Source organism: Fulvivirga marina (assembly GCF_016775155.1).
In the GTDB taxonomy this organism is placed as follows: domain Bacteria; phylum Bacteroidota; class Bacteroidia; order Cytophagales; family Cyclobacteriaceae; genus Fulvivirga; species Fulvivirga marina.
In genome coordinates this window covers 1052097-1068029 of record NZ_JAEUGD010000066.1, presented here as the reverse complement: position 1 = coordinate 1068029, position 15933 = coordinate 1052097, and the positions used below count along the sequence as shown (strand labels likewise).

Genomic DNA, 15933 nt, shown 5'->3' with positions numbered 1-15933 from the left:
TGGGGTGCAAAGGTACACGAATAACCTGAAACCGGTAGCAGAAATATAAAATTTTATATTGTAATAAAATAAGGAGAGTATATGCCTGGATTTTGTTTTTCGCAAAAATTAGAAAAATCTAATTTGAGGTGGTTACAAGAAAAACTAATATTGTATTCATTATTTAAATAAGCTGTATTCATAATATCCCCCCTCGATATATAAATATTAGTGGATATGTGCTTATTTTAAGCTGTAATTACGGAGAATCTAACCAACCACATTTAATGAAAGTTGCCTATAAACTTACCAGTAATTTATTCCTATTTATTTTTCTTTTTTTTGTGGTATTTGAGGGGGTTGGGCAAACTCCAGTTTCGGCTCTTCATGAAACTCCAGCTCAAACACAAATAGCAGTGACATTTAGTGGCGTAGGTTTTTCAAATGATCCAGCAGATTATATTGTAGATGGGGGTGCGATCGCAGTGAGTAATGTTGTAGTGTCTGGAAATGTTGCTACTTTATTGTTAGCTTCCGTAATTCCAGCGGGAACAAGTACTATTACTGTTGAGTATAATGGGGTAACTATTGTTTCGCAGAATAATAAAGTTATTTCATGTGATGATTTTGTTTGGGACGGTGTATTTACACCAACGCCTGCGTGTGCACCGGTAGACCCTATAACGAAAATGGTTTTTAGTGTATCTCCAGGAGCAAGAAACTCTAGTAATTGGAATGTTTCAAATTTACGTATAAGAGCTTTCTGGGGAGCTGGGGCGGCAGGTGCTGACACTTTTATAGTACCATTTGAATCGAACTCAAGTGGTAGCGCGGCTACCGACTTCTTTATTACTGGAGATGCCTCTACAAATACATTTACTTATCCGGATAATGATCCTGTATGTTCGTATGAATCTGTATGGAGAGTTCAAATAGGATTATCTGTATGTCCTGTAACAAATCCGGGGCAGCTTGTGACTTATTCTTCTCATAACGAAGATTCTGAAGGTGGTGGAAATTTAGACCTTGAACCTACTGTTGCAAACTCTGATTTGGTTTGTCTAAATGATGAAGTAAATATGTCTTTTTCTGATGTTTCGACATTGAATTGTATTGCTGATCCTGATCAACCCAATGTTGTTCAGAGACATGTTCGTGTCAGGTATGGAGACCCTTCACGTCCCGATGCGGATCGTATTCCCAATATTTATGTTGGAGGAGTTCAGGTTACTGATGATAATGGAACTTTAGTAGGTGTGAATGGCGGAAACTTGGGAAATGTCAATGTTGAGGGGTATATTCCTGTTGGAACTAATGCACTAGGTACATCAGATTCATATGGAGTGGTTGCATTTCCTACACCAGTTGTTCAACTTCCAGCTGGAGTGTTAGAACAAATTACATCAATCACAACCGTGGCAGGGCAATTGAATAGGAATGTTGGCCAACAGTTTCATGTCATAATTGAATATTGGAATATATGCAATGAATATGATTTGTTTGGTGATCAGGTAAATAACAATTCCGTTTCTACATTCGATTTTATTGAGATCATTGATATACCTCCGCTCCCAAACCCAGTTGATGGTGAAATTTGTCAAGGTGATGGACTTGGAGGTGTTAATTTTGGTATTAATGGAGCCGTTGGCACTGTTACGGCGGTTAATTGGTTTGATGATGACCCTAATACAGGAGGGAACCCGGTAACCAACCCAAATGGTACCAATTCAACATTTTTCCCGGCTTCAAGTTTTCCGGGCGGACTGAATACAAATGTTCCCGGGGAGTATTCCATGTGGGCAACGTATGTCATTGGAGCTACAAATTCATGTGAGAGCGATCCCGTTGAATCAGTTATCACAGTTCGAGAAGATTTAAACCAACCCGATGCAATTACCGGTAGCTCGGTGGTATGTAATGGTACAAATGATGTTACCTTTTCTTTACCTTCACCAGCTGGATCAACAACTTTTGGTGGGGCTGCTGAATATGAATGGTCTACTACCGGAGGAGGGGGAGTAAACCTTGATGCTACAACTGGACAAACCATAACTGCTGATTTTAATATAGGAGGTTCTTTTACCCCGTCTACAACTCGAACGGTAAGAGTTAGAAGAAAATATTCTGCTGCGCCGGATTGCTATTCCAGTTACCGAAATTTCACAGTAACAATCTATAATAACACATTAGGAGGTATGGTTAACTCTGACGATATAATCTGCGAAGGAGAATCAACTGGAATATTGACATTGACGGGGCATAGGGGTGATATTATTAGATGGGAAAGGCAAGTAAACGGTGGTGGTTTTGTAGATATTGGAAACCCTGGAAGTACAACTTTCCAAGAAACTTTAGGTGCAGAGGGAACATATGACTACAGAGCGATAGTCGAAAATGGCGTTTGTTCTACCGAAGCCAGTGCAGATGCGACAATCATTGTAAACCCTGTTCCAGCAAAACCAACAATTACAGAGGTAGGAGCGGGTACCGATATTTGTGCTGACGGTAGCCAAGTTATTCTACAATCTGATAATGTGGATGGTGATGCTGATGAGTATGCATGGTTTAGAGATCCTGATCTTGTTAATCCCGTTCAGCAGGGAAGTAGCAATCAATTGGTTTTGGATGCTGTTAATGAATCTGGAGATTATTATGTGCAAACCATTGGAATAGATCCATCCAATTGTGAAAGTCAACTGTCAGACCCTATTTCTGTGGTTATAAACCCACTTCCAACAGCTACAGTGACAGGAGGGGGGTCTGTTTGTGCCGGTAATCCCGCTCCTCCAGCGGTTGTAACCCTTACTGGAACCGGGCCATACAACATAACTTATACCAGGGATGGCGTGCCTACTACTGCTAATGGAATTACTTCACCTTATACTATTCCCGGTTCTACATCAGTTGTGGATGGAGTAGATGATACCTATGAAGTTACATCAGTTACGGACCTTGGCACGTCAATTAATTGTACAGTTAACACACCTTCAGCTAATATAACAGGTTCTGCAGTGATAGCCGTTAGTGCTATTGCCCCACCGGCAATTGAATCAGTAACAGTAGAAACCGCAGTTTGTGATGATGGAGCAGGTACCGATGCACCTGATATTATTATAGACTTGTCTCCTGATGATAATACACAACAATATGATATCACTTATACTATTAACGGGGGAACGTCAATTGTTTTAACCAACCAACCGGTTGATGCTTCAGGTGTATTTAGAATTCAGCCTGATTATACTGTTGATTTGGGAGGTACGCCTGGTACTTATTCTTACGAGATTACTTCAATAGTCAATGTTACATCTTCTTGTACAGCTACTGGTTTGCCTTCAGGGCCTCATGATGTTATCATCAACCCACGTCCTGCTGCCCCTACTAATCCGCTTGGTGCCATTGCTTGTTCTACCGATTTAACAGGAGCTACACTTTCAGTTGATGCCCCACCAGCAGGAAATGTCATTCACTGGTATCAAGACGCTTCGTTAACAGTTGATGCTGATCCGGCTTTTGGGGTGGTTTCAGGAGGGCAAGGTGAGCTGTTTACTCCATCATCTACTGCAACGGCGACATTTTATGCAGTTGTTGAGAGTAATACAACTCCTACCAATTGCCAAAGTGTAAATTCCGTAGCCGTCATTCATACTCAGGATCTGGCTCCTTCATCAGCCGATGCGGATGCAGATGATGATCTAACTTTATTGGAAACCTGTACAGATCAGATTACTCTGGGGGCAGTGGCTGCTGATAATGGAGGTAGTGGCATATGGACTTATTCCGGTTTGTTGTTTTATGAAGATTTTGAGTCTGCTGCCAACGGAACAACAGAGGATAATGATCTGTTTGGCTGGTCAAGAAACACGAATTTACTTTCTCTTGATGCCGATACACATTTTGAGGTTCGTAATAATTATTTTGAGGCTAGAGACCTTGATGGAATTGATGTAGATTGGGTTTCAAACGACATTGATATTTCTGCCGTAACCAATATTGATATTTCTATAGATGTAGCCGAATCAGGGGTTCATGAAGGCACAGATCATATTGAAGTTTATTACCAAATAGATGCGAATCCAGTTCAGCTAATAGCCAGCGTTAACAATAACTTTTCAGCGCCTGATGGGACCTTTGTTAATTTGTCAGGAAGTTTTGTTTCAGGTGGAGGTAGTATGTTGAAAATTATAGTTCGGGTACAAAACAGTGCAAATGATGAGTTTTTGAGGTTTGACAACATTGTTGTCAGAGATCAATCTGCAGATGCCCTAAGTTTCTCAGATATTAGTGATGAGAATGCTGTAGTTTCAGGGTTGTCGGTAGGTACAACAACACTTACATGGAATGTTTCCAGTGACTTGGGAATTTGTAACCCCACATCACAAATTGTAGACGTTATTCGTAATCCTTTACCAGTTGCAAATGACCCACTACCGGAACTATGTGAAGAATTACCGCAGAGTAGCAATATAGTTACCGGGGTAGATTTAACAGTATATAACGATCAAATTACCGGGATTGTAGGTTCCACAGGTAGGACCGTGCAGTTTTTTACTGACCCGCCTCCGGTTAATTTGATTATAGACCCTACTGATGTTGACGTAAGTCAAGGTACAATAATTTACACCAGAGTTACTGATGATAACACCTCTGCAAATACATCCTGTACTCAGGATGGTACCATTACATTTACGGTGCATAGTTTGCCAGATGCAGTTGATCAGGGTGCAGCAAACCTTGAGACGGTTTTCTGTGAGGAAACTGTAGGTAGTGGTGACAAAGATGATATAGATCTTACCACATTAAATGACAATGTGACAAATGGTGCGTCTGACAGAACTGTTGAGTGGTTTGCCGATCCGGGAGTAGCAGTGGCTATTCCATCTGACCTGACTGGATTCGAAATTATTTCACCAGCAGATGAAGATGTAGATAATGTACAGAATGGAGATATTTTCTATGCAGTAGTAACTGATAATAATACATTGTGTCAAGACATTGCAACAGTTGAATTTACTATTAACCCTAGGCCTGTTGATAATTCAATAATTACTCCAGATAATACAACACCTGCTTCTTATACAATTTGTAAAAGTTCGAACATTCAAATATTTCAGGTAGATGATGCTTTAAATGCAGGTTCAACCTATAGTTGGAGTGTTCCAACAGGAGCCGGTGAATTTGTGCAGGTTGGGGGTAGCAATGACTTTTTCGTGCTTCTCAGGTTCCCTAACGAAGTATTGGCACCGGGGCTTCCCGTTACAGTTACGGAAACTACCGCAGATGGCTGTGTCGGTAACACAAATACTATTATGGTAATCGTTGATGATGCTCCTGCTAAACCAATAATAGCGGGTGATTCAGAAGTGTGCACGGGACAGCAGAATGTTACCTATTCCATTACATTGCCAACAGGTGGTTCAACTTATACATGGAATGTGCCTGGTACTTTAGGTTCTATTGTAAGCGGACAGGGAACAGATGAGATTGTGGTTAATATAGGAACGGCTTCAGGTAATATAACAGTCACCGAGACCAGCTCTGCCGGGTGTACGAGTCCTGCAGCAGATCCATTTGGTGTCACTGTAAATCCGAGACCTGTAATGACTTCCTCAAATGCAGAGGAAATATGCAGTGGAGGAAGTGTGAATAGTGTTTTAACCTTCACATCAGATATCCCTGGAAGTACATTTGCATGGGAAGTGATTTCTAAAACTGGCCCCATAGGAGGAGCTTCGGTAGGACAAACAGGAACAGGTAATATCGCTCAAGTATTAACAAATACTTCTGGAGCAGTAGGCTCTGTTACATATGAGGTCACTCCAACCAGCCCGGATAATTGTGATGGTAATACACAAGTGGTTGTGATTACTGTTAACCCTGAGCCTGTTGGACAGAATGATCTTGAACTGTACTGTAGTGATGTGCCTCTCAATTATGATATTCAGGTTGATAACATTAATGCTCTGGGGAATTCCCTGACTAGTACATTTACCTATACCGTAGCAAGCAGTGATCCAGGTAATGTTCCTACCGGTCCAAACCGTACAGTGGCTTCTGGGAACCCCATAAATGATACATATACCAATACAGGAGCAGCAAATGTGGATATTACTTATTCCATTACTCCATTTGAAATAATGTCAGGAAGTAATTGTACCGGATCTGGTTTTGATGTAGTATTCAGAATACGTCCTGAACCTGTAATTGACCCTGCATTATCTACGCTTACTGTATGCAGTGATGAAATTTTGAACCTTACTCTGGCTACAAATGGTACTTCAATTGTGGCTGACCGGTATGACATTTCCTTAGTAAGCCAGGATGTCAACTTAATAGGTTTACCCACTACAGGAACAAATTTATCTGCAACAGCACTGTTGAATGATAATTTTGAAAATACAAGTAATACAAATGGAACTATAATATATAGAGTAGTACCTAAAAGCCCTGTTGCTAATGGTGACTGTTCAGGAGATGCTTTTGACATCACTGTTACTGTAGCTCCTGAACCAGTAATGGACCCGACCCTGTCAACCTTGAGGTTGTGTAGTGATGAAACTTTGAATATTACGTTAGCAACAAACGGTACATCTATAACCGCCGATCGGTACGACATTACATTGATAAGCCAAAGTGCAAACCTGACTGGTACACCTACGGTTGGTACAGATTTGACGGCAAATGCATTGTCAGGAGATAGTTATGAAAATGTAAGTAATACCAGTGGCAATATTGTTTATCGTGTGGTTCCTAAAAGTGCGGTGGTTAATGGTGACTGTTCTGGCGATGCTTTTGATATTACTGTAACGGTTGACCCTGAGTCTGTTATGGACCCTGCTTTAGCCTCTAGCGTTATATGTAGTGGTGAGTCATTGAATTTGACCCTGGCAACCAACGGTTCATCAGTTGCAGCAGACAGGTTTGATATAACATTGATAAGCCAGGATGCTAACCTGATAGGTACACCTACGTCAGGAACTGACTTGGCGGCGAACTCACTTGTTAATGATAGCTTTGAAAATACCAGCAACACCAGTGGAGATGTAATTTATAGGATAGTACCTAAGAGTGCTGTAGCTAGTGGAGATTGTTCTGGCGATGCTTTTGATATTACTGTTACAGTTGACCCTGAACCGGTTATTGACCCGGCGTTGGCTAACTGGGAAGTATGTAGTGATGAGATACTGAACTTGACTTTGGCAACTAATGGAAGTTCCGTGGCGGCAGACCGCTATGATATTATATTAGTCAGTCAATCGCCTAATGTTACAGGAACTCCAACGACGGGTGTTGACCTCACCCCAACGGCATTGGTAAATGATAACTTCATAAATGTAAGTGCTACCGGTGGAGATGTTGTCTATAGAGTTACACCGAAGAGTGCAGTCGCAGATGGCAATTGTATAGGAGAAACCTTTGATATTACTGTAACGATCCATCCTGAACCTGTTATTGATCCGGCTTTGTCTAATTTTACAGTATGTAGTGACGACTTACTGAATATCACATTGACTACTAATGGGAGTTCAGTATCAGCTGATCGTTATGATATCTCTTTGATCAGCCAGGACCCTAATCTGACAGGCACCCCAACGGTAGGGGTAGATCTGGCTGATAATGCTTTGGTTAATGATCGTTATGAAAATGTTAGCGGTAGCAGTGGGAATGTTATTTACCAGGTAATACCAAAAAGTGCGGCAGCAGATGGAGATTGTTTTGGTGATGCCTTTACTATAGCAGTAACGGTCGACCCTGAACCGGTAATAGACCCTGCTTTAGCAATACAAACCATCTGTAGTGGAGATGTATTGGGAGTTACACTAGCCACCAATGGTACCTCTATTGGAGCTGATCGTTATGATATTGTCTTGATCAGTCAGGATGCCAATGTTTCAGGTACACCTACATCAGGAGTCAATCAAAATGCTAGTGCCCTCATAAATGATACTTTTGAAAATATAAGCGGAAGTAGCGGTAATGTAGTCTATCGAATAACACCGAAAAGTACTGTCGCTGATGGAAATTGTGCGGGAGATCCTTTCGATGTTACTGTTATCGTTAACCCTGAGCCTGTTATGGATCCCTCACTAGCGACATTAACAATTTGCAGTGAAGATTTACTAGGAATTAATCTGACTACCAATGGAACCTCGATAGGAGCAGATCGCTTTGATATTGATTTAATCAGTCAGGATGCTAACCTTACTGGTGTACCCACTACAGGGGTAGACCTTGCTGCTAATGCTATTTCGAATGACCTATTCGAAAATGTCAGCAATACCAGTGGTGAAGTTGCCTACCGAATTACTCCAAAAAGTTCGGTGGCAGATGGAGATTGTATCGGCGATCCATTTGTAATTACTGTAACAGTTGACCCTGAACCAGTAATGGATCCTTCATTGGCCTCTTTGACAGTTTGTAGTGATGAGATTTTGAACCTGACATTGGCCTCAAACGGAACCTCAGTTGCTGCTGATCGTTTTGATATTGGCCTTGTAAGCCAGGATGCCTTTATTACCGGAACGCCGTCAACGGGTTCTGATCGGCTTGCTAATGCTTTGGTAAATGATAGTTTTGAAAATCTAACCAATGCAGCAGGTACCGTTATTTATAGAATAACACCTAAGAGTTCAGCAGTAGACGGTGATTGCATAGGAAATTCATTTGATATAACGGTGACCATCCAGCCTGAACCATCGCTGGATCCAGCCTTAGCAAATACCATAATTTGTAGTGATGAACCACTGGGAGTTGTGCTGACAACAGCGGCAGCTTCAATAGGAGCGGATCGTTATGATGTATCTTTGGTAAGCCAGGATGCAAACCTAACAGGTACTGCTACTACAGGTTCAGACCTTCCTGCCAATACCCTGGCTGGTGATAGTTATGAGAATATCAGCAATATTAGTGGGGATGTGGTTTACAGGGTAACACCTAAAAGTTCGGCGGCAGATGGCAATTGTACGGGCGATCCATTTGACATTACAATAACTATTAATCCTGAGCCGGTTGTTGATCCTGCCTTAGCTTCTTTAACTGTCTGTAGCGATGAAGTCCTTAACTTAACACTGGTCACTAATGGAACAAGTATTGGAGCCGATCGTTATGATATAGCTGTTATTAGTCAAGATGCCAACCTCACTGGGACTCCTACATCAGGGGTTGATCTTTCTGATAATGCAATAATCAATGATAGTTATCAAAATGTTAGCAACCTTCCCGGCAACATTATCTATCGTGTAACACCTAAAAGTGCAGTTGCTGATGGTGATTGTGTTGGAAACTCTTTCAATATAACAGTTACGGTTAACCCCGAACCGGTTATGAATCCTGCTTTGTCCACAACTACAGTTTGTAGTGATGAATCATTGAATTTAACGTTGAACACTAATGGTATAAGCATAGGAGCTGACCGTTATGATGTTGTGCTGATAAGCCAGGATGCTAACCTCACGGGTACGCCAACTACTGGTTCTGATCTGCTTGCTAATGCATTAATAAATGACAGTTTTGAAAATGTGAGTAGTACTTCAGGTAATGTGGTTTACAGTGTTACCCCAAAAAGTTCTATAGCAAATGGTGATTGTACAGGCGATGATTTTATCATTACTGTAACAGTTGACCCTGAGCCGGTAATGGATCCTGCACTGGCATCGCTGACTTTATGTAGTGATGAATCATTGAACCTTACCTTAACTACTAATGGTACATCAGTAGGGGCTGATCGCTTTAATATAACATTAGTAAGTCAGGATGCTGACCTCACCGGAACGGCAACGGTTGGTGTTGATTTGGCAGCTAGTGCATTGGTTGCTGATAGCTTTGAGAACCTTACGAATACACCTCTTGATGTGGTTTATGAGGTTACACCTAAAAGTGCAGCGGCTGATGGAGATTGTACAGGAGACCCATTCAATATTACTGTGACTGTTCAACCAGAGCCAGTAATAGATCCTTCACTATCAACATTGACGGTTTGTAGTGATGAAATACTAAGCTTAACATTATTTACTACTGCCACTGGTTTAGGAGCTGACCGTTACGACATTGCTTTGATCAGTCAGGACCCTAATGTTTCTGGTACACCGACTACAGGTGTCGACTTGGCGGCTAATGCCTTAATCAATGACAGTTTCGAAAACATTAGTGCAGTACCTGGAGCCGTAGTATATGAAATTATACCAAAGGGTTCTGCTGTAAATGGTGATTGTACGGGTGATCCTTTTAATATAACGGTTACCGTGAACCCAGAGCCTGTTGTAGACCCTGCATTAGCCACTTTAGATGTTTGCAGTGATGAACCTTTGAACATGATATTGACTACCAATGGCGCTTCAATTGGAGCCGATCGTTATAACGTTGTACTTGTTAGTCAGGGTGCTAATATATCAGGAATCGCAACAACAGGAACGGACTTGGCATCTTCAGCATTGATCAATGACAACTTTGAAAATGTAAGTTCAACCACTGGAGATGTTGTGTATGAGGTAACTCCAATAAGTGCAGCAGCCGACGGAGATTGTATAGGTGACCCTTTTGTGGTTACGGTAACTGTACATCCTGAGCCTGTTATTGATCCCGCTTTGGCAACTACCACAGTTTGTAGTGATGAAACTCTCAATATTATTTTAGCTACCAACGGAACAAGCATTGCGGCTGATCGCTATGATATAAGTTTAATCAGTCAGGATGCGTACATTACCGGTACTGCTACTGTAGGGGTTGATCTGGCAGCCAATGCCTTGGTAGGTGACAGTTTTGAAAATCTTACAAATAGTTCAGGAACAATTGTTTATCAAATAACTCCAAAAAGTTCTGTTGCGGACGGAGACTGTATTGGAGATCCTTTTACGATAACAATCACTGTAAACCCTGAACCGGTTATGGACCCAGCTCTGGCCAACATTACAGTATGTAGTGATGAGTTACTTAGCTTTAATCTGGGTACAAGTGCAACAAGCATAGCGGCAAATAGGTATGACGTTGTTCTTGTTAGCCAGGATGTTAATGTAACAGGTACTCCAACTGTTGGGCTGGATTTGAACGCAGCTGCACTATTTAATGATAGTTTTGAGAATTTAAGTAATACATCCGGTGATGTAGTATATAGCGTAACTCCCAAAAGTGCGGTGGCAAATGGTGATTGTATCGGTAATCCATTTACAATAGCAGTGACAATTAGTCCTGAACCTGTTGTAGATCCGGCATTAGCCACTTTAGATGTCTGCAGTGACGAACCTTTGAACATGACATTGATTACAAATGGTACATCAATTTCGGCAGATAGGTATGATGTTGCTCTTGTTAGTCAAAGTGGCAACTTGACAGGAGGGCCTACAACTGGAAGTGACTTGGCAGCTAATGCCCTTGCTAATGATACCTATGAAAATGTTAGTGGGTCGGACGGCTTAGTAGTTTACAGAATTACTCCTAAAAGTGCGGCGGTTGATGGTGATTGTATCGGTGATCCTTTTGATATCACTGTTACTGTTCATCCTGAACCGGTAATGGACCCTACATTGGCAACGGCAAATGTGTGTAGCTCAGAAATTACAGGTGTTGTTTTTAACACTAACGGAGTTTCGGTAGGAGCGGCATCGTACGATGTATCAATAATTACTCAGAATGCAGCTTTGAGTGGAACCCCTACGGTAGGTTCAGGGCTTGCAGCCAATGCAATTGAAAATGATGTATTTACCAACGTAACCAGTACACCCCTAACTGTAGTCTATAGAATTACACCTCGAAGCGGGGCTGCTGATGGAGATTGCATAGGTGACCCATTTGATATAGCTGTAACTGTTGACCCAGAACCAGTGCTTAATGCAGGGCTGGATAACTCGGGGTGTAGTGATGATATTACTAATATTACATTGAGTACTAATGGGCTTTCTGTTGCAGCTAATACCTATCGTTTGGAGGGAGTAAATATTCCGGTGGTTGCAGGCTTCTCTGCAGGTGTGGGAAATGCTGTTGTAGGTTCCAGCGGAAATCTGAATTTGATTAGAAACGATACATATACAAATACCTCTTCAACTGCAGTAACTGTAACATACCAGATCAGACCTATAAGTGTTGGTTCTTTGGCTTGTGAAGGCGCAATTGAGACAATTGATTACGAAGTGCTTCCTGAACCTGTATTGGATCTTTCTTTATCTCCTGCGCCAGTTTGTAGTGATGTTGCTTTTGGCTATACATTGAACACAGTAGTAAGCTCAGTATCAGCAACCAGTTACCATATTATTAGTGTAACTGCCAACCCTAACCTTACACCAGTAGTGGTTACCACGGGTAATGGTCTGTCTGCAAATGCACTGGCTGGGGATATGTTCACAAATGTTACCAGCTCGCCATTAACGGTGGTTTACCGTGTTATTCCTGTTTCTGGTGATAATTGTGAGGGAGATCCTGAAGATATAACCTTTACCGTTAATCCGGCACCTGAAATGGTTGACCTTGATGCTATGGTATGTAGCGATGAAGCATCTGGAATAGTATTGGCGACAACGGCAGTTAGTGTTGGTGCAGCAACATATGATATCATGGATGTCAGAGTTGCGGCAGGTTTAACAGCAAATGCAGCAAATGCCTCTGTAGGTGTGACAGCAGACGTAAATGAAATTGCTGGCGATATTTTCACTAACAATACAAATGGTCCATTGACTGTTGAGTATGATGTTGTGCCGATATCAGCTGCAACTTGTAGAGGAGCAGAAACTCCACCAGCAACCATTGTGCTCACTGTGGAACCCAATATTATAGCAGATGATCCTGCTGATGAAAATCTTTGTAGTGGAGAAACAACAGCTATCACACTTACTTCTCCGACAAATCCTTCATCAGGAGATGTAACTTTCAACTACTCTGCAGTAGCGTCAGGCGCAGTGACAGGATTTATTCCTGCATTAAATAATCTCCCTGAGAATTTTGTCATTGCTCATACGCTTGTAAACAATGACAACACTCCGCAGACGGTTACTTATACAATTACACCAGTAGCTTCCGCTGCCAACGAAGGGGCCGGGTGTAAAGGAGCTTCGGAAACGGTAGTAGTTACGGTTGAACCTCGTCCAGTTATGAATGTTTCATCAACGGTTCAAACTGTATGTGAAGGAGATGCTACTTCTATTGAGCTGACTACACCAACAACACCTTCTTCAGGGAGTGTGTTTTTCAGGCTAGATAACGTGGTGGCAAATGGAGGTGTTACCGGCACCTCAGTTATAGGTGACACATTTAATTCGGGAGACTTCTTGACTGATGTCCTAAGTAATCCGAGTAATTCACCACAGCAAGTAATATATACCTTTACCCCTGTAACATCCGCTAGTTTGGGTAACGGTGGTGCATGCGAGGGAGCTTCAGTTGATGTAACTATTACGGTAAATCCGGAGCCTAATGTAGTGGCAAGTCAGGCTACGGTAGACCTTTGTAGTGGGGATATATTAAATGTATCATTCTCAGAGCCACAGGGCGTATCCAATACGTTGTTTAAATGGACTGTAGCTGATAACCCTCAGGTGACTGGAGAGAGTGATGGTTTTGGAAACTTATTATTCCAGGTACTTTTCAATAACAGTAATACTACGCAAACACTCATTTATACGGTAACTCCGGAGTCTAATGGTTGTGAAGGACCATCTTCCACTGTTACTGTCAATATTGCGCCAACACCAAATATCAACCTGGCTTCCAATTTTATATTCGTATGCGAAGGAGATCCGGGAAATCCTTTATCTATTGAACTTGATGGAGATGTAGCGGGAACGACCTTCTTCTGGACAGCAACATCGTCTAATGCAGACCTTTCAGGGTATTCTGCAGGTTCAGGTACCAATGGAGATTTCATTGATCAAGTAATTTACAACAATGGTATAGCACCTGGTACAGTTACATACACCATAAGACCTGTAGGTTCTACAGGTTGTGAAGGAACTCCCCAAACCGTGATTGCAAGTGTGGGGCCGAGAATTACAGGGCAATTCCTGTCATCGGATATTGTAAAGTGCAATGACACTAATCCGACTTTCCTTACTATGCAGTTTACAGGTATACCACCTTTTGAAGTTGAGTATAGCGATGGGACTTCTAATACTTTGCTGACAGGTATTCCTAATTTTCATGTACTTCAGGTTAACCCGACGGTAACTACAACTTATTCCATTGTATCAGTTACAGATGCAAATGGTTGTTCAGCGCTTCCTGCCAATCAAACAGGTACTCAGTCGGTGACCGTAACGGTTTCAGAAGTAGATGCAACATTCCAGGTGGTAGGGGATGATACGGGGTGCTCTCCGTTAAAAGTTACTTTCTCCTACGATCAGGTTCTTGATGTAACCTATACTTGGTCATGGTTCGACGGAAGTCCCGACAGTACCTATACTGCAACAGGTACTGTTACAGGACAAACAGTGGAACATGTATTTGAAAATCAATCTACAGGAACTAATTTTAATGTGGACGTTAGGCTAACGGCGCAACTTCCACCAGCCCAAGGCAGCTGTATTGATATACATAGTGAATCAATAACTGTTTTCTCAACTATACGACCTAATGTCATAGCCAATGGACCTACTACAATTTGTAGTGGAGGGAATGTTTCCTTTAGTAATTTTACCTTAGGAGCAAGCACACATAAATGGTTCTATAGAAGACAAGGCGTCAATGAAGAGATTGATGTGAGAGCTACTTCAGCTGGTGTTAACTATGATCTGTTTAACACTTCTTCACAAAATCCTTTAGTTTATGAGGTGGTTTATCAGGGAGGGAATGGCAACTGCAGTATTGAAGAAGTCATTCCGGTGACAGTTTACAGAGAGGTAACTCCTTTATTTACCGTAAACAATGTAACGGAATTTGTTGGGGGTAGTGCAACACTAGACCTAAGCAATGCATCTAACCCGCTGGATGATGCTGATTTCAGTTATAACTGGTCATTTGGTACAGATGCATCTCCTGCCACATTTACAGGCCTAACACCGCCAACAGTGACATATACTTCACCAGGTCCTAAAACAGTAACTTTAACGATTACTAACCCAGATGCTACAGCGGCAGGCCTGAATTGTGACTTAAGTTATACTGAGATTATTAATATCATATTACCACCTATCATAGCAGACTTTGAAGTCGAGCCTGTTTCGGGTTGTATGCCATTAGAGGTGGCGGTAATAGAAAATAACTCAACAGGAGATGCTTATTCCTGGGAGGTTATCAATCAGTTAGGTAACACTATCCTAACTTCTCAGGAGGCTAATCCTACTTTTGTTTTGGTTACACCAGGTCTTTATGACATTGTTCTTACGACGTCTAACTCTATAACGGGACAGACGGCAATAGCCACTCAATCGGGTATAGAGGTTTACCAGATGCCTGTAGCTTCATTTGATCTAAGGCCTGACCTAGTATATTTGCCAGATCAGCCTTTGAGAACATTTAACTATAGCGATGGTGCGAATCGGTATTTATGGGATTTTGGAGATGGAACAACGGCTGATGGTTTTGAACCTGAACACTTGTATACTTATGAAGGAGTGTTTACGGTCACCTTGGAGGCATCTATGGATCATGGTAATGGAGTAGTTTGTGCCACTACTGGTACCAAGGAGATTGTTGTGCAGGAAGGAGGGGCAACGCGTATTCCTAATGCATTTACACCTAATCCGGATGGACCATCAGGAGATGGAAGAATTGTCAATGAAGTAGATAATGATATTTTCCTTCCGATAACGCAAGGAGTGGAAGAATTTCAGATGCTGATATTCGACCGTTGGGGTAACCTGATCTTTGAAAGTAATGATCAGACCGTCGGTTGGGATGGTTATGATAAAAATGATAATCTACTACCAGCAGGAGTGTATGTTTATAAGATAACACTGAGGCTATCTAATGGAGATAGAACTACGAGAATTGGAGATTTAACGTTGATTAGGTAATTTGAATTATTGAGGTAAT

General features: G+C 41.7%; 1 protein-coding gene. It reads left to right on the top strand.

All coding sequences use genetic code 11. From position 1 onward, the window contains the following. Positions 1–266 precede the first annotated feature (266 nt). Positions 267–15914, top strand: a complete 15648-nt coding sequence (locus JMN32_RS24465) for a PKD-like domain-containing protein (protein WP_202859011.1) — start codon at positions 267–269, stop codon at positions 15912–15914. Positions 15915–15933 lie beyond the last annotated feature (19 nt).